Raw genomic sequence first — 16,593 nt, forward strand, 5'->3', positions numbered from 1 at the left:
AATGATAGAAATAATTCCGGCTATAGATCTCATTGATGGGAAGTGTGTACGACTTTCGCAAGGAGACTATGAAGCCAAAAAAGTATATAATGAAGATCCCTTGGAGGTTGCCAAAATGTTTGAAGGTGCCGGTATTCGGCGTTTACATTTGGTAGACCTTGATGGAGCTAAAGCAAAACATATAGTCAATCAATCAGTATTGGAGAAAATTGCATCCAACACATCCCTTATCATTGATTTTGGAGGAGGTGTGCAAAGTGATGAGGATATTGAAATTGCTTTTAATTCGGGTGCATCAATGGTTACCGGAGGCAGCATTGCTATCCGAAATAAGGAGCTTTTTACTTCTTGGATAACCAAATATGGGGCAGGCAAGATTATCCTTGGTGCCGATTGTAAAGATCATAAGATTGCCGTGTCAGGTTGGCAGGAAGCAACCTCAGTTGAGGTAATTCCTTTTATCGGCGATTATAACCAAAAAGGTATATCGAAAGTTGTTTGTACCGATATAAGCAAAGATGGTATGTTACAGGGGCCATCAATTGATTTGTATAAGGATATATTAAATGTTTTTTCGAATTTGTATCTCATTGCTAGTGGTGGTGTAAGTTGTTTTCAGGATATCCTTGATTTAGAAAAATCGGGAGTGCCTGCTGTTATTTTAGGAAAGGCTATTTATGAGAATAGAGTTACACTAAAAGAACTGAGTAGGAGATAAAATAAAAAGAATAAATGTTAGCAAAAAGAATTATACCTTGTCTTGATGTAAAAGATGGGAAAACAGTAAAAGGGACGAACTTTGTAAATCTTAGAGAAGCCGGAGATCCGGTCGAATTGGGAGTACGTTATAGTGAGCAAGGAGCCGATGAATTGGTTTTTCTTGATATCACAGCGTCGCACGAAGAGCGTAAAACTTTTATAGACCTTGTAAAGCGTATTGCTGCAAATATTAATATCCCATTTACTATAGGAGGCGGTATCAATGAGCTTTCTGACGTGGACAGACTTTTGAATGCGGGAGCTGATAAGATTTCGGTAAATTCGACGGCTATCAGAAATCCGAAAATAATAGAAGAGATCGCCAAAAACTTTGGTTCTCAGGTGTGTGTGTGTGCGATAGATGCCAGTCTCAAAGATGGACTGTGGTCTTGCTATACGAGTGGTGGACGCAACAAGACAGATAAAGAGCTGTTTTCGTGGGCAAAGGAAGTTGAAAGTTTAGGAGCAGGAGAGATCCTATTCACTAGTATGGATCATGATGGTGTGAAGACCGGCTATGCGAATGAAGCTTTACGCATGTTATCCGAAACATTAAATATTCCCATCATAGCATCCGGAGGTGCAGGAAATATGCAACATTTTCGGGATGTCTTTGTCGAAGGTAAAGCAGATGCAGCACTTGCAGCCAGTGTTTTTCACTTTGGGGAGATTGCGATAAAAGATTTGAAAGAGTATTTGAAAAAAGAAAATATAAATGTAAGATGAAACTTGATTTCGATAAAGTGGGCGGACTTATCCCTGCAATTATACAAGATAATGTAACAAACAAAGTTCTAATGCTGGGTTACATGAACGAAGAGGCTCTGAATAAAACTCAGGAGACAGGAAAGGTTACATTCTTTAGCCGTACGAAACAGCGTCTGTGGACAAAAGGGGAGGAGAGTGGTAACTTTCTTCATGTGATTAGTATAAAAGACGATTGCGATCATGATACGCTACTCATTAAGGTGAATCCTATTGGCCCTGTGTGCCATACGGGGGCTGATACCTGCTTTGAGGAGGATAATAAAGAAGATATTCTTTTCTTTAAATATTTACAGCATTTTATAGAGAAACGTTACAAAGAAATGCCTGAAGGCTCATATACCACATCTCTTTTTCAATCAGGAATAAACCGCATGGCTCAGAAAGTGGGAGAAGAGGCTTTAGAATCTGTAATAGAAGCATGTAATGGTACTGATGATCGTCTGATTTATGAATCTGCCGATATGCTTTATCACTTGATTGTTTTGCTTACATCCAAAGGATTGAGTATCGAAGATTTAGCTAGAGAGCTTCAAAAGAGGCATAAGAAATAAAAGACTTAGACTGTGAGCAAATAGTGTCTGCTAATTGTTTAACTGTTGAAATAGAGTAATTATGGATACAGAAAAAGATATAATTGTAAAATACGAAGGTGTTGATCTCGAGCGAGCCGGCAATACAATATTAAGTGATATTAATCTGACTATCAGAGAAGGAGATTTTGTGTATCTGATCGGCAAGGTTGGTTCAGGAAAAAGTACTCTTCTCAAAAGTATGTATCATGAGATACCTTTAGTTAGAGGTACAGGAAAAGTTTTGGACTATGAGTTGGAAAATATCAAAAAGAAACAAATCCCTTACTTGAGAAGAAAAGTAGGTATTGTTTTTCAGGATTTTCAATTATTGATCGACCGGTCGGCAGAAAAGAATCTTGAATTTGTATTGCGGGCTACCGGATGGAAAAACAAAGATTTAATAAGTCTACGGATTAATGAAGTACTGACTCAGGTTGGTATGCAAAATAAAGGCTATAAGATGCCCCATGAACTTTCGGGTGGAGAACAGCAAAGAATTGTTATTGCTCGTGCTCTACTCAACTCACCGGAGGTTATATTGGCTGACGAACCAACCGGAAACTTAGATCCTGAGATGGGGGGGCAGATTGTGCAATTACTCCATACCATAGCAGGAAATGGTACGGCTGTAGTGATGTCGACACATAATTATGCCGTTGTACAAAAATATCCCGGGCGCATCGTAAAATGCGAGGACGGTTACTTGAAAGAAGTAAAAACTAGCCAAGGGAATTAATAAAAAAATAAGAAAATGGAGATTAAGGAATTAGATATATCAAATCATGCGGAGGTTTCGTTTATAGAAAATCTTTATATCGAATCTTTTCCTCTTAGTGAACGACGTCCTTTCGAGAAAATGCTCGATTTGCATAAGGGCAAGAGTCCATTTGTTATATCTGTAACGATAGAAGATGGTAAATTAGTTGGTTTTCTCACATATTGGGACTTAGATAAATTTATTTTTGCAGAACACTTTGCTATTTCACCCGACTTCCGAAATGGAGGTTACGGACGTAAAGTAATGGAATTGTTTATGCAAACGTCTAGGCCTATAATTCTTGAAGTAGAGCTTCCTGCAACTATATTATCCGAACGCCGTATCGGTTTTTATCAGCGCTTAGGATTCAGATTGTGGGAGAATGTACAGTACCAACAACCGGCTTATCATAATGATGGGAATGCCATTCCGATGAAACTAATGTCTTTCGGAGATGTTGATATTGAGCGTAACTTGGTAGATATTCGCAGTAAAATATATAGTATTGTGTATAACTGTTGAAACAAATATATTCTATATAAAAAGCAAAGGAGCTGCCTAACTAAGCAGCTCCTTTGTTTATCATTATATTTTCTTATTCAATGATTATCTCGTCAACAAATACGAATGAGGGACTTCCTTTCCCTACATGCCATTCAGGGATTGACTTGGTAACTTTTGCTGTTATTTTTACATAGCGAGCTTTCTGTGTTGGGAATTTAGCAACTAAATCTTGAACTCTGTCACTCGGGTTCTCTTTATCTACAATTGGATATTTTTCTTCGAATACTTGTTTGAAAGATTCTCCATCTTCAGAAAGAGATACAATATACTCTGTTGCTCCAAAAATCCACGATCCCGGACTAACAAATGTTCCGGTAGCAACCTCTGACATTTCTGTAGATTCTTTCATGTCGATAGTTGCAACAAAGTCTGTATTATAAAAGCCGAGCCATTCTCCATTCGCATGAGAGGTACCGCCTCTTTTTCCATTTACCAACGTGATTGCTCCGTTGTAAGTATAATTTTTGTGAGGGGCATTCTCCAGTTTGATGTTTTTGAATGTGGCCTTATTGAACTCAAAAGATTCGGTGTATTCTTTACTCTGTTCTTTGTCTCTGAATGCTATAGCCTTTATTGTTGCTGTCGAACTAATCTCTATAGGGTGCTCATATTTTATACTCTTGGTCGATGGTGTACTACCATCTAATGTATAGTATATGGGAGCATTATCATAGGTGAAAAGTTTTACATTTACTACACCTTTAGTAGCATCTTGAATAATTTCGGAACTAATGTCTACTACATGCGTTGCAAAGTTGTAATCCAACTTTTTATATAAATCCATCAATTTGCCAAGGCGAGGCAGGAAGAATTCATAGTTTTTCTTTTCCGGCATTGTCCATTGCACTTCGCTTAATGCCGCAGCTCGAGGCAATACCATATATTCTGCCTGTTTAGAGTCCACTACATACTCTGTCCATAAGTTAGCCTGAGTACCTATTATATATTTGCTTTCTTCCGCTGTAAGTTCACTAGGAACAGGTTCGAAGCTATATACTTTCTTAACAGAAACAAATCCGCCGAAAGCAAGAGGTTCTCCGGTTGTATCATCTGTCTGATAATAATCGAAATATAAATGAGATGTAGGGGTCATCACTGCTTCGTGTTTCATTTTAGCAGCAGACACGCCGCCTTCCATGCCTCTCCACGACATAACTTTAGCATTAGGGGCTAATCCTCCTTCGAGTATTTCGTCCCAACCAATGATTTCACGTCCTTTACTATTCAAGAATTTCTCCATACGAGATATTACGTAGCTTTGTAGCATGTCTTCTTTCGTATGCTTTGCATCTCCTTTAAGTCCTAATTCTTTAATTTTAGCCTGACATTTAGGACATTCCTTCCATCGTACTTTAGGACATTCATCGCCACCTACATGTATAAGTTTAGATGGGAATAGCTCTATAAGTTCAGAATATGCATCCTCGAGGAAAGTGTATATCTCTTCATTACCTGCGCATAGCACATCGTCAAATACACCCCAAGATTCACCCACCTTATATGGGCCTCCTGTACAACCAAGATTAGGATAAGCAGATAATGCAGCCAACATATGTCCCGGAAGATCTATTTCTGGAACGATGGTTATAAAACGTTTTTGGGCATAGGCTACTATCTCTTTTATTTGCTCCTGTGTATAATAACCACCATAAGGTTTTCCATCATACTTAGCAGAGTTTCTTCCGATAACAGTCTGAGCACGTAGAGACCCTACCTTGGTGAGCTCGGGATATTTTTTTATCTCTATTCTCCATCCCTGATCATCAGTAAGGTGCCAGTGAAAACGATTCATGTTGTGCAGAGCTAAAATATCTATATATTTTTTTATAAACTCTACAGGAAACATATGACGACCTACGTCAAGCATCATCCCTCGGTATTCGAAACGTGGATAATCCTTTATTTCTACAGCCGGAAAGATAATTGTACTTTTTGATGCATCTTCGGGGATCGATTTTCTTAATGTTTGTACACCGTAAAATGTTCCGGCATTGTCTTTCCCGTTGATGATTATCTGTTTACTGTTTACAATAAGACTGTATGATTCAGGCTTCTCTCCCTGATAATCAGCTTTGAGTATAATCGAGTTTTCAGATACTTTTTTATCTGTTACTTTTATGCTCAAACCTGTACTCAATTTGAGGTACTCGGACAGAAATTCGGCTGTTTGCTTTTGTATCTCATCGCCTTTCGAATAACTAATCTGAGTATTACTATTTAATGCGAAACTTTCATTTCCCGCCAAAGTTATACTTTGAGGTAATGGTATAACTTCGTAATTAGCCTTTAGTGGAATTTTGTTCTCGCATCCGGCTAATGTAGCGGTAACGAGTAAAAAATAACAAATTGTTTTAAGGGTTTTTCTCATGAACTTTTTTGATTTTAGATTTGAACTTATAAAGATACAACAAAATAGAAAACTAAATAAAAATATTTTTTAAGTAAAGAGAAATATCTATGTAACAGATGTTACGTTTGTTCTGGGCGTTTATCCCTTATCTTTGTGTGGAAAACTAAGAATAAGATAATTATGGAACAATTGCATGCTCATGAAGTACTTCATATGATGGAAGGAAATAACTACACAGAGTCTTCTTTAAAGGAGGCTATTATTGAACAATTTGGTAAAGATCAAAAGTTTTATGCTTGTTCAGCAGAAGATATGGATATTGATGAATTAATAGTATTCCTTAAGAATAAAGGAAAATTCATGCCTTCAACTGATAATGGATTTACTGTAGATGTAAGTAAAGTTTGTAGTCATTAGTAATAACTAAAGGATAGAACATATTCAATAGAAAAGAAAAGTGACAAAAAAACGGTGCTGTTACCGTCGTTTTTTGTCACTTTTTATTAGGGTTTATCAGACGAGTTTTTACTTCAGGATATGCATCCATGATATTTTTCATATTCTTGTCATTGAGTTTTTTCCCTTGTGTGTTGTCATACATCAAAGCCTCAGTCTGAGACTCTTCTATGACTGTTATTCTCTCGGAGCTTCCTGCAGGAGCTGTTTTTGTACCATTAAGAATTGCCATTGCACAAAACCAGAGGTCATCAGTTGTTGGGCAAAGATTCATAAATATATCATCGCGAAAAACGTCAGGATGTAAAGAATGCGGCGGAAATAAAGTGCCACCACCTGTTGTCGCTAGATTCCTAAATTTGGGTTTGCCTCCGTATAAAAATAATCGCCATTTTTTACATCGCTTCCATGTTTTATATTCTCCAACATCCCCATCTTTAGTGGTTATTAACCGAATGCGGCATCCGCAAATAGCATCTGGGTACTTATGGTGTTTTTTTATCAATCTTTCAATTATATTGGGCGGATACAAAATGTCATCATCGAATGTAACAATATTATCATCCGGAAACTCTTTTAATGCCGGAATCAATTTTTTAAATGATTTTATATCGCTTGCCCACCACCGGACTTCAAATATTCCATTTTTTGCCAAATCAGTTAATGTTTGTGGCAATTTACGATCGGGAAACTGTTCATCGGCCAGATACAAAATAACTTTATCCAGTGGTACCGATTGATTTAAAATAGTTTCAATTACACGGTGAACAGTCGTTATCCTAGCCGGGTAAGATGTTAGTGATCCTATTATTTTTTTATTTCCCATCTATAAAAGTAATATCGTTAAACCGTTCATAAGGCTTGCCTGCATGTATACGTTCTTTCATATAATAGTGGGCCGTTCTCTCTTTCCAATTTCTGCGAAATAGTTTTCGTAGGGTTTTCTTATACATCAACATTGCATCTAATTTTTCAGAAATTTCATTCTTTGTTAAATACACGTATGCATAATCGGCTGTCAATGGCGATTCTGTCTGTTCAATATCATAATAGAATTCTTCGTAGAAATAAACACGTCTATCCAGATCTTGAACTGCGATATTCACGATGCGGTGATCTATATGATTACCCAGTCCTGCCGGAGCAATCAATATATCATCAGACTTTGTATTCATCAGAATATAATCTCGGATTTTTTCAATTAAATCATACTCTGTAACTTCTACTGTGAACAACTTTTTCTTCGCCTGCTTCATCTGTTTTCTCATTCCCTTTCTGTATACAACATCCAGAAACGGGGCATTCTTTACACTGCATTTTAATGCCTTGGCTGCTCTCTTATTTTCTGAATGTCTATGTAATACATAGTATGCATATTTGGGATGATACCATGGTATCGCTGTCATAATGGTCATTATGCAACATTCTTCTCCTGATTCAACGAGTCTGTTTATAACACCTCCGGCCGACCCTATGGCATCGTCAAAATGTGGAGATATAAATACATACATCTATCTATTTCGATTTATGATTAATACTTTCAATATTTATTTACTGTGACAAAACAAAGTTAGTAGATATATTCTTTCAACCTTATAATATTTATATAGATTAATTTGAAGGGTACGAAAAATACATATACTTCTGTTGGTGATAAGCTGATTATTGTTCGCTGAAAAAGCATTACCTTTGTTATCCTATCTCAAATTTTTTATGGATAATTTACTCGATCAATTAAATAAGCAACAACGCGAAGCTGTAGAATATAATAGCGGACCTTCTCTAATTATTGCCGGAGCAGGATCGGGCAAGACTCGTGTGTTGACATACAAAATAGCCTATCTGATGCAGCAAGGCTACCATCCTCAAAGTATATTGGCACTAACATTTACCAATAAGGCTGCACGTGAAATGAAAGAACGTATAGCGCAGCTTATTGGCTGGCAATATGCCCGCTACTTATGGATGGGTACGTTTCACTCTGTTTTTTCACGAATCTTACGTACCGAGGCAGAAAGAATAGGATTTACAGCTAACTTCACTATTTACGATTCTGCCGATTCACGTAATCTTATAAAAAACATAATAAAACAATTTGAACTCGACGATAAAGTATACAAGCCGGCACGTGTGCAATCGATCATATCGAATGCAAAAAATGCTCTGATATCTTCACAGATGTATGCTCAGAATAAAGAGCTTATAGAGTACGATCAGCGAGCAAAGATGGCGATGATAAAAGATATATATAGGGAGTATAACAATCGGTTGAAAGCATCGAATACAATGGACTTTGATGACCTGTTGTTTTATACCAACCGCTTGTTTCGAGACCACCCGGATGTGTTAGCTGCCTATCAGGAGCGTTATCAGTTTATACTAGTAGATGAGTATCAGGATACAAATTTTGCTCAGTATCTTGTTGTGAAGCAGCTTGCTGATGCTCATCATCGAGTGTGTGTAGTAGGGGATGATGCTCAAAGTATATATTCGTTTCGCGGAGCCAATATTGAAAATATATTGAAGTTTAAAGAGGTATATCCGGAAGCCAAGCTATTTAAACTGGAGCAAAACTATCGTTCTACCCAGAATATTGTAAATGCAGCAAATAGCCTCATAAAACAAAATAAAGATCAAATAAAAAAAACAATATATTCCGAAAATGAAGAAGGAGACCGACTCGAGGTTACGAGTGCTTACTCAGATTTTGAGGAAGGAGTGATTGTTTCTAATAAGATATGGGATTTGCGCCGTGATAAGAATGCTCCATACAGTGAGTTTGTAATTTTGTATCGCACGAATGCTCAGTCTCGTATTTTTGAAGAAGCGTTGAGAAAGAAGAATATACCTTATCGTATTTATGGCGGATTATCTTTCTATCAGCGTAAAGAAATAAAAGATGTAATAGGATATTTTCGTATGGTGGTAAATCCGTACGATGAGGAAGCTTTTCGACGTATCGTCAATTTCCCTACCCGGGGTATAGGCAATACAACCTTAAATAAGATAGCTGATGCAGCACGCCTGCATAATGTAAGCTTATGGGAGGTAATCAGTAATCCTTTGGGCTTTAACTTGGATGTTAATGCCGGTACTGCAAAGAAACTGGCAGGATTCAAGGAACTGATAGAAAGTTTTATTGCCCAATTGCAAGAACTCTCTGCTTACGAACTGGCTACCCGTATTGTGAAAGAAAGTGGTATTGCTTCTGATGCATATCAAGATCAGACTCCCGAAGGTATGAGTCGTCAGGAGAACTTACAGGAATTGCTCGGAGGTATTCATGAGTACTGTGAAAGCCGTCAGGAAGAAGGTTTGGGTGGAATCGGATTAATGGACTTTCTTTCCGAGGTATCTCTTCTCAGTGATCAAGATACCGACAAGGAAGCTGATAAAGAGAAAGTGACCATGATGACAATCCATGCAGCTAAAGGATTGGAGTTTAATAATGTCTTTGTGGTGGGGCTCGAAGAAGATCTTTTTCCTTCGGCTATGGCAAAGGATGAATTCAGAGGACTTGAAGAAGAACGACGTTTGTTCTATGTCGCAATAACACGAGCGAAGGAGTTTTGTATGATAACTTATGCGAAAAGCCGATTTCGTAACGGTCAGATTAATGCATGTAATCCAAGTCGTTTCTTAAGAGACATCGATACGGATTATCTGAATGTAAATGCCGGAGTACTCGGATCGGGAGGCTTTGGTGTTCTCAATCGTCCTGAGACATATACCAAAGAGCTGTTTGACTACTCATCCAATACTCGTACTATTCATCTGGAACGACCTGTCCAAAGAGAATCAACTCCACTATCGCAACCGAAAACTGAAACCTTTGGTCAACCTAAATTTGTAAATGCAAGAATAGCTACGCCTAAAGCGTCGGCAGGAAGTAATGCAGGAGAGGTCGGTGTAGGGGCTATTATCAAACATGAACGTTTTGGCATCGGAAAAGTGACCGCAGTAACAGGTGATGTAGATAGTCGTAAGGCAACCGTAGAGTTTGAAAATTCAGGAGTAAAACAATTGTTATTAAAGTTTGCCCGAATTGAAATAATCGGATAAAAGAAAAAGACAGATGCTCAAAAGCATCTGTCTTTTATATATATTATATAATGTCAATTAATTATTAGTGACATCCACATCCTGAACCGCATCCGCCAGCTGTTTCTTTTTCGCTGCCGCATCCGCAAGAATCTTCTTCTCCGTCGCCACAACCACATCCTGAACCGCATCCGCATCCACCACCTTGAGGTGCAAACAATGCTGCAATTTCTTCAGGTGTAGATTCTCTTACAGTTAGTACTTTTCCTGAGAAATTTAATGTCTCTCCTGCTAACGGGTGATTGAAGTCCATTTTTATAACATCTTCTTTTACTTCCACAACAGAACCATTCAAACGATTTCCGTTTGTATCCATCATTGGAACTGTATTTCCTTCAAAGATTACTTCTTCATTCAATACACCATCTTGTTCGAATATATTTCGTGGGAGATCAACCACATGATCATCATCGTATTCGCCATATGCTTCTTCCGGTGTGAGTGTAAAATCGAAAGAATCTCCTTCAGCTAATCCATCGATGTTCTTCTCAAAAGCCTGAAGCATAGAGTCTGTACCAAAGATAAATTCAAGAGGAGTCTCAGCTGTAGCCTTTTCCATTAGTTCACGTTCCTCACCTTCACCAACTGTCAGGTCATAAGATAGAGCAACAAACTTATTAGTTGAAATTTTCATTTTATTTATTAATTGTTTATATGGATTAATAACCAAGTCCTAAGACCTATTTTACTTTATTCTAGTATGACAATAATCGTGCCCAAAATTGTAATAGAAACAATTCTAGTCATGTATTTGTTTTGCGTATACTGCCTTTTTAAGATTATCCAACGCTTTTTGTATGTTGGCTAAAGGTGTACCCACATTTAAGCGCATGTATCCTTCTCCCCCTTTACCAAACATCTCTCCATCGTTCAGTGCCAATTTGGCATCGTCTACAAATAGAGAAACTAAAGCCTTCTGTGAAAGATTTAGTTCTCTACAGTCTAGCCATACAAGAAATGATGCTTCAGGAGTCATTGCTTTTATTTGAGGAATATTGGCTTTTAGGTATTCGTCTACAAACTTGATATTATTCCACATATACTCTTTAGCTTGTGCCAACCATTCGTCGCAATGCTCGTATGCGGTTTGTGCTGCCAAATAAGCAAATATATGACCTTCGTCAAGCTCGCTGCTTTCTAAATATTTGTTGAATTTTTTTCTGAGTTCGTCATTCGGAATAATTGAATATGAACTTACAATACCCGCTATATTAAATGTTTTGCTGGGAGCCATGAATGTAATGCTGTTTTGCGCAGCTTTCTCTGACACACTGGCAAATGGAATATGCTTGTGTGGAGCAAATGCCAAATCTGAATGAATCTCATCTGATATAACCAATATTTTGTGCTCGTAGCATATTTCAGCTATATCAATTAATTCCTGACGTGTCCAGACTCTTCCTCCCGGATTGTGAGGGTTGCAAAGTATCAGTACTTTACTAGCCGGATTGATTATATTCTTCAATCCTTCCAAATCCATTTTGTATTGTCCGGCTTCCAATGTTAGTGGATTATCTACAACAATACGATGGTGCAAAGTCGGGATTATACGAAAAGGGTGATATACGGGCGGTTGTATTATTATTTGATGATCTTTGGACGTAAAGCAATCTAAAACGAAGGCTATTCCTTTTACTATTCCGGGAATAAATGTAATCCATTCTTGTTGGATTTGCCAGTTATGATGGCGGTTAACCCAATTTATGATAGAATTATAATATTCTTGAGATGCACAAGTATAACCAAAAATGCCGTGGTGAGCTCGTTCGATGATGGCTTCCGTTATTGCCGGTGGGGACTTGAAGTCCATATCTGCAACCCATAAGGGGATGAGGTCGGCATTACCATAACGTGCCGCAAGAGCATCTGTTTTTAATGCATTGGTCCCCTTGCGATTGATAATTTCATCGAAATTATATTTCATTTTGAGTTAAATTAAAAATAACGAGTACAAAAGTATGAAAAATAAGGGCAATATATTCCTTTTATGTATTAAAAAGCCGTAATCAGAAGGACTACGGCTTTTATGAACTAAATTAACTTAAACTTATATCCGTTATAAACAAGACAGAACTAATGTTTATGGGATAAATAATCAGAAATCCCTTCTTGGGTTGCTTTTAAAGCTTTATCACCTTTTTTCCAGTTTGCAGGACAAACTTCGCCGTATTCTTCAGTGAATTGAAGCGCATCGATTACACGTATTGCTTCTTCAACACTACGTCCCAGTGGCATGTCATTTACTACTTGATGGCGTACAACACCTTCTTTGTCGATCAAGAAAAGTCCACGATAAGCCTGAGGTGCACCGTTGAATACATCTTCACCTTCATCGTTGTAGTCAAATGATCCAGCCAATACATCATAAGCAGTAGAAATCATGAGTGATTGGTCTGATACCAATGGATATTTAACTCCCTTGATACCTCCATCATTTTGTTCTGTTTGCAACCATTTCCAGTGAGAGAAAGCAGAGTCGGTAGAAGCTCCAACAACAGCTACGTTACGTGATTCGAATTCTGCAATTTTTTCTTGGAATGCGATAATTTCTGTTGGACATACAAATGTAAAATCCGCAGGGTAGAAGAAAAATAATACATATTTTTTTCCTTTGTATTGTTCCAAAGAGAATCCTTCTACTATCTCATTTCCATTCACTACAGCACTTGTATTGAATACGGGTGCTTTCTTTCCTACTAATACTGACATAATTACTTAATTTTAATTATTAGTTTATTTGTTATACTTGCAAATATAGAAGCATAATCTTAATAAATCAAATAGATAATAATTATGTTAATATTGATAAATGTTATGTTCGATGAAAGAAGGGCTTTTTGTTATTTGCACAATTTGAGAAAGTCGGCTACAATTGTTTGACTAACCCCCATTTCCTGTGCTTTTAGAAAGTCTTCTTTGGCCAAACGTTTGTCATACTGAGCCAATCTTAATTGGCCTCTCAGTAGATAAATAATAGGATCGCTGAAGCCTAGTTCCAGAGCTTTATTTATATCTTCATTCATCCTAGCCAGTTTGTTTAACTGCAAGTAGCATTCTGCTCTGTTGAAATACAGTTCTGCGTTGTTTTTGTATTTGTATATTAAATCGCTGTATAGCTCTTCTGCTTCTTTAAATTCACCTCTTCGTTTCATTATCAGAGCCTGCCCCAGTTTAGCTTGTAGATTATCCGGTGCTTCTTTTAAGGTCTTTTCAAAATCTTCTTCGGCTGCAAATATATTATTGTTATTGAGGTGCAATAGTCCTCGTCGATAAAGAGCCTCTATGTCTTTCGGGTCGTTTAGCAATATCGTATTGTAGTCTTTCATAGCATCGTCGTACCGTCCCATGTCGCAATACAATGCGGCACGGCTATGTTTCAGGAATGCCCGATCGGGATATCGTTCTATCGCTACATTATAAGATACAAGAGCCTCTTCGTATTCTCCCAGGTTTCGTTGTATTGTACCAAGGTTAACCATCAGCATGATATTGTTCGGATTTGCAGGTTCTTTACGCAATGCAGCTTTCAGAGCTTGTTCTGCAGCGGCATAATCCTTCATATCTATATAATCCATAGCTCTATTTACCATATCCTCGTATGTTTGAGCCCATGCGATGGTTACGGAAGTAAGGAGTAGTAACAGTATGTATATTTTTTTCATTAAATAAGTAGAAATTTTATTTATTGCAAAAGTACATCTTATTAACTCGCTTGCTTAAAACATATTGCCTAAAAAGAATTAAAACTTATAAGGCGGAGTCTTAAGATGTTATAATTTGCTAATGTAGCATTAGAAAGGATAGCCCACGGCGATGTGCCAAGCCGTATTTTTGGCTATGCGCCAAGGTTCCTTGATCGGCCATCGGGTTATATTGGGATCTCCCGAAGGATCATAAGCTTTCCATCCGCAATCTAAGCGAATAAGTACGAAATCGAAATTAAGGCGTAACCCTAACCCCCATGCTACAGCAACTTCTTTATAGAATTTATTTAATTTGAAAGCTCCATCGGGTTGATCTTCATAGTTCTTCACTGTCCATATATTTCCTGCATCGATAAAAGCTCCCATTTCTATAATCCAGAATAACTTACTTCTATATTCTACACTTGCATCGAGTCGGATATCTCCCGAATGATAATAAAAGTTGTCCTTATTATTACCATCTTCGGATTTTTTAAAATAATAAGATCCCGGTCCGAGTTCTCTTATCGACCACCCTCTCACACTGTTCGCACCTCCCGCAAAGAAGCGTTTTTGGATAGGTATCTGCTGATTGTTTCCATACGGATAGGCTAGCCCTCCGCCAAGATGCCATGCGAGTGAGTTTTTTTCGTCTATTTGGTATGCTTTACTATAGTCTATGGTTGCCCGTACATATTGAGCGAAGTTTGTCCCGAATATTTGTCTTGAACCTAAAGAATCTGGTTTTGCCCCTAATATTTTAGCTGCCAGAGAAAGCAGGTTTCCGGCAGTTTCTATCGATGCTCGTAACGAATATATCGGTTGATAAGACCGCCTGTTTACATTTGCTACATTGGTACGTGAAAAAGTATATCCTGTTCCCAGAATAAAGTGGTCTTTAAAACTATACTGTTTGGCTGCCGCAGAAAGTTTACTTTCGAATGTTGAGTCGATAGACGGAAGATGAATATAGCTGATCTCTATCAAATCAAATATATGACGATTTAACGATTGCCGCCTGTCTTGCCATATATATTGTACTCCCGATCCTAATACAGTACGGGTGAAAAATCCCGGCCGCCGTTGGAATGAATAGCTCGCATTTAATTGGGTAGATGCGTGTATTCTTCGCTTTTGTTCTTTACTTAAAAGAGGAAACATAAAGCTTGGGAATGTAAGAGAGGTTTCTCCTCCGATTTCAAAGTAGTTGTCAGAGAAGCTCGAGAAGCTGGGAGTAATAGCTTCGTAGGCTCCACGCAAACGTGCGCTGAATAGCTCTGATCCTTTAAATACGTTTCGGTGAAGATATCCTACACTGGCTCCCACACCAAAATAACCGCCTGAGTTAGTGCCTTCCACCTCGGCAGAAATACCTTGTTTTTTATCCGGAACACAGGTGATTACACAATGCAGTTTAGTCGAATCATTATCGATAAATTCGTAGTAACTGATATTTATGTTCTTTAATATCTTAAGCTGAGCCAATGAGCTGTATGTGAGGGATGTTGCATTCTCATTAAACAATGCTCCCGGCGTGATATAACAATTATCCAAAATCGTTCTAGGGCTGATGTAACGTTCTCTAGGACCATACTTTATTTTATATCTCCCTTCTTCGTATACACTTGTAGGTTCAAATTCATTAACACTTTGGTCCGTCAGGGGATTATAGTCAACCAGGAAGACTACATCTTCTACTATGTATTGTCTGTGAGGAACTTCTGTGATTTGTCCATCAGCGGCACGTGTCGCAAATGGCTCGATTGTAAGATCGAGCTTAACCATATTATTGCCGAGTGTCGTATCTGCATCAAATCCTACGTACTCTTTATTAAATGCATAGTATCCCGTTCGACGGAATAAAGATGATACCCGCTCTCTTTCCTGATCCAGAACATCCAAATCCAGTAAAGAATTTTTGTGTACCAATGTGTTTCGAGATAAAATACTATCGATGCTCATTGGTAGATTGCCTCTGTCTCGTCTTAGGCTAATCAATGGCTGGTATTGCTGAGTAGGAATTATTGTTTTTTTTATTACACTGTCATTGATGTTGATAGTATAATCCTTTATACGATAAGGTGCACCCGCTTTTATATCATAAATTACTTTTGCTTTTTTATTCTTTAGCTCTACTATGGGGGTAACTCTTGCATCTATATACCCTTTGTTTGTCATCATACGCTCCAGATTGACTACTGTCTGCTCTAGCATCGTACTATCATATAGCACAGGAGGATCTCCCGCATTACGCAACGTACGATTAACCCATTTGGTCGTATCTTTTCCTGATAGATTATATAAGAAAAGTGGTAGCTTGAATATTGCAAAGGTCTTATAGTTAGGTTTTTGCTTGATAAAGGTTTCCATATCCATAGTAGACATGACCTTCTTGTCACTCTTTACTGTAGTGCTAGCAAGTAAATATTCTCCGTCCGGGATATATTTCGTTGTACTACACGACTGTATGAAGATCGTAAAAAGTATTACTACAAAGAAGGGAATCAAAAACTTATGTCTCATAGAAAATAACCTGAAGCAAACTCTATTTATTCAATTGAACGACAAATTTAGGGTTTTAAT

15 protein-coding genes are annotated in these 16,593 nt (G+C 37.7%); 7 read left to right on the forward strand and 8 right to left on the reverse strand.

All coding sequences use genetic code 11. The features are described 5' to 3' along the window. Nucleotide 1 precedes the first annotated feature (1 nt). The 5 genes from hisA (at nucleotide 2) to HMPREF9456_RS06230 (ending at nucleotide 3,378) form a co-directional block, all read left to right on the forward strand. Complete coding sequence (gene hisA, locus HMPREF9456_RS06210) at nucleotides 2-718, forward strand: 1-(5-phosphoribosyl)-5-[(5-phosphoribosylamino)methylideneamino]imidazole-4-carboxamide isomerase (protein ID WP_006842633.1); 717 nt, start codon at nucleotides 2-4, stop codon at nucleotides 716-718. Nucleotides 719-732: 14 nt separating this feature from the next. After that, complete coding sequence (gene hisF, locus HMPREF9456_RS06215; RefSeq protein WP_006842634.1) at nucleotides 733-1,485, forward strand: imidazole glycerol phosphate synthase subunit HisF; 753 nt, start codon at nucleotides 733-735, stop codon at nucleotides 1,483-1,485. Further along, nucleotides 1,482-2,078, forward strand: coding sequence for a bifunctional phosphoribosyl-AMP cyclohydrolase/phosphoribosyl-ATP diphosphatase HisIE (hisIE, locus tag HMPREF9456_RS06220; protein ID WP_006842635.1), 597 nt, complete (start codon nucleotides 1,482-1,484; stop codon nucleotides 2,076-2,078). The genes hisF and hisIE overlap by 4 nt, the downstream gene beginning before the upstream one ends. 61 nt (nucleotides 2,079-2,139) lie before the next feature. Next, on the forward strand, nucleotides 2,140-2,835 hold the full coding sequence (locus tag HMPREF9456_RS06225; protein ID WP_006842636.1) for a cell division ATP-binding protein FtsE: 696 nt from the start codon (nucleotides 2,140-2,142) through the stop codon (nucleotides 2,833-2,835). Nucleotides 2,836-2,850: 15 nt separating this feature from the next. After that, nucleotides 2,851-3,378: a GNAT family N-acetyltransferase gene (locus HMPREF9456_RS06230; protein WP_006842637.1), complete on the forward strand. Its 528-nt coding sequence runs from the start codon at nucleotides 2,851-2,853 to the stop codon at nucleotides 3,376-3,378. Nucleotides 3,379-3,451: 73 nt separating this feature from the next. On the opposite strand, the gene HMPREF9456_RS06235 is transcribed toward HMPREF9456_RS06230, so the two are convergent. Then, nucleotides 3,452-5,788, reverse strand: coding sequence for a glycoside hydrolase family 20 protein (locus HMPREF9456_RS06235; RefSeq protein WP_006842638.1), 2,337 nt, complete (start codon nucleotides 5,786-5,788; stop codon nucleotides 3,452-3,454). A gap of 162 nt (nucleotides 5,789-5,950) precedes the next feature. On the opposite strand from HMPREF9456_RS06235, the gene HMPREF9456_RS06240 reads away from it, so the two are divergent. Continuing rightward, nucleotides 5,951-6,187, forward strand: a complete 237-nt coding sequence (locus HMPREF9456_RS06240) for a YecH family metal-binding protein (protein ID WP_006842639.1) — start codon at nucleotides 5,951-5,953, stop codon at nucleotides 6,185-6,187. Nucleotides 6,188-6,263: 76 nt separating this feature from the next. Here HMPREF9456_RS06240 and HMPREF9456_RS06245 read toward each other — a convergent pair whose 3' ends face one another. Together HMPREF9456_RS06245 and HMPREF9456_RS06250 are read right to left on the reverse strand one after the other, a co-directional pair. Continuing rightward, nucleotides 6,264-7,052 (reverse strand): glycosyltransferase family A protein, encoded by a 789-nt coding sequence (locus HMPREF9456_RS06245; protein WP_006842640.1) that lies wholly within the window; start codon nucleotides 7,050-7,052, stop codon nucleotides 6,264-6,266. Then, a complete protein-coding gene (locus HMPREF9456_RS06250; protein WP_006842641.1) occupies nucleotides 7,042-7,737 on the reverse strand; it encodes a PIG-L deacetylase family protein in 696 nt (231 codons plus the stop codon). Before HMPREF9456_RS06250 ends, HMPREF9456_RS06245 begins: the two co-directional genes overlap by 11 nt. Before the next feature lie 202 nt (nucleotides 7,738-7,939). On the opposite strand from HMPREF9456_RS06250, the gene HMPREF9456_RS06255 reads away from it, so the two are divergent. Continuing rightward, nucleotides 7,940-10,288: an ATP-dependent helicase gene (locus HMPREF9456_RS06255; protein ID WP_006842642.1), complete on the forward strand. Its 2,349-nt coding sequence runs from the start codon at nucleotides 7,940-7,942 to the stop codon at nucleotides 10,286-10,288. 64 nt (nucleotides 10,289-10,352) lie between these two features. On the opposite strand, the gene HMPREF9456_RS06260 is transcribed toward HMPREF9456_RS06255, so the two are convergent. The 5 genes from HMPREF9456_RS06260 to tamL form a co-directional block, all read right to left on the reverse strand. Further along, nucleotides 10,353-10,961: an FKBP-type peptidyl-prolyl cis-trans isomerase gene (locus tag HMPREF9456_RS06260; RefSeq protein WP_006842643.1), complete on the reverse strand. Its 609-nt coding sequence runs from the start codon at nucleotides 10,959-10,961 to the stop codon at nucleotides 10,353-10,355. A gap of 105 nt (nucleotides 10,962-11,066) precedes the next feature. Next, nucleotides 11,067-12,251: a MalY/PatB family protein gene (locus HMPREF9456_RS06265; RefSeq protein WP_006842644.1), complete on the reverse strand. Its 1,185-nt coding sequence runs from the start codon at nucleotides 12,249-12,251 to the stop codon at nucleotides 11,067-11,069. Nucleotides 12,252-12,400: 149 nt separating this feature from the next. After that, a complete protein-coding gene (locus HMPREF9456_RS06270; RefSeq protein WP_006842645.1) occupies nucleotides 12,401-13,036 on the reverse strand; it encodes a peroxiredoxin in 636 nt (211 codons plus the stop codon). A 131-nt stretch (nucleotides 13,037-13,167) separates the two neighbouring features. Then, nucleotides 13,168-13,989 carry a tetratricopeptide repeat protein gene (locus HMPREF9456_RS06275; protein ID WP_006842646.1) on the reverse strand — a complete coding sequence of 274 codons (822 nt, stop codon included), beginning with the start codon at nucleotides 13,987-13,989 and terminating at the stop codon, nucleotides 13,168-13,170. 129 nt (nucleotides 13,990-14,118) lie between these two features. Continuing rightward, the gene (gene tamL / locus HMPREF9456_RS06280; RefSeq protein ID WP_006842647.1) at nucleotides 14,119-16,533 is read right to left on the reverse strand and encodes a translocation and assembly module lipoprotein TamL; all 2,415 of its coding nucleotides are present in this window, start codon (nucleotides 16,531-16,533) and stop codon (nucleotides 14,119-14,121) included. Between the last annotated feature and the right edge of the window lie 60 nt (nucleotides 16,534-16,593).

The sequence above is a fragment of the Dysgonomonas mossii DSM 22836 genome (assembly GCF_000213575.1).
Taxonomy (GTDB): Bacteria; Bacteroidota; Bacteroidia; order Bacteroidales; family Dysgonomonadaceae; genus Dysgonomonas; species Dysgonomonas mossii.

What these genes read in the sequence shown, in the direction of transcription:
- hisIE (WP_006842635.1), top strand. Translation starts at nt 1,482, where the DNA reads ATGAAACTTGATTTCGATAAAGTGGGCGGACTTATCCCTGCAATTATA.
- HMPREF9456_RS06250 (WP_006842641.1), bottom strand. Translation starts at nt 7,737, where the DNA reads ATGTATGTATTTATATCTCCACATTTTGACGATGCCATAGGGTCGGCC.
- HMPREF9456_RS06230 (WP_006842637.1), top strand. Translation starts at nt 2,851, where the DNA reads ATGGAGATTAAGGAATTAGATATATCAAATCATGCGGAGGTTTCGTTT.
- HMPREF9456_RS06260 (WP_006842643.1), bottom strand. Translation starts at nt 10,961, where the DNA reads ATGAAAATTTCAACTAATAAGTTTGTTGCTCTATCTTATGACCTGACA.
- tamL (WP_006842647.1), bottom strand. Translation starts at nt 16,533, where the DNA reads ATGAGACATAAGTTTTTGATTCCCTTCTTTGTAGTAATACTTTTTACG.
- HMPREF9456_RS06240 (WP_006842639.1), top strand. Translation starts at nt 5,951, where the DNA reads ATGGAACAATTGCATGCTCATGAAGTACTTCATATGATGGAAGGAAAT.
- HMPREF9456_RS06235 (WP_006842638.1), bottom strand. Translation starts at nt 5,788, where the DNA reads ATGAGAAAAACCCTTAAAACAATTTGTTATTTTTTACTCGTTACCGCT.
- HMPREF9456_RS06265 (WP_006842644.1), bottom strand. Translation starts at nt 12,251, where the DNA reads ATGAAATATAATTTCGATGAAATTATCAATCGCAAGGGGACCAATGCA.
- HMPREF9456_RS06245 (WP_006842640.1), bottom strand. Translation starts at nt 7,052, where the DNA reads ATGGGAAATAAAAAAATAATAGGATCACTAACATCTTACCCGGCTAGG.
- hisA (WP_006842633.1), top strand. Translation starts at nt 2, where the DNA reads ATGATAGAAATAATTCCGGCTATAGATCTCATTGATGGGAAGTGTGTA.
- HMPREF9456_RS06255 (WP_006842642.1), top strand. Translation starts at nt 7,940, where the DNA reads ATGGATAATTTACTCGATCAATTAAATAAGCAACAACGCGAAGCTGTA.
- HMPREF9456_RS06225 (WP_006842636.1), top strand. Translation starts at nt 2,140, where the DNA reads ATGGATACAGAAAAAGATATAATTGTAAAATACGAAGGTGTTGATCTC.
- HMPREF9456_RS06270 (WP_006842645.1), bottom strand. Translation starts at nt 13,036, where the DNA reads ATGTCAGTATTAGTAGGAAAGAAAGCACCCGTATTCAATACAAGTGCT.
- hisF (WP_006842634.1), top strand. Translation starts at nt 733, where the DNA reads ATGTTAGCAAAAAGAATTATACCTTGTCTTGATGTAAAAGATGGGAAA.
- HMPREF9456_RS06275 (WP_006842646.1), bottom strand. Translation starts at nt 13,989, where the DNA reads ATGAAAAAAATATACATACTGTTACTACTCCTTACTTCCGTAACCATC.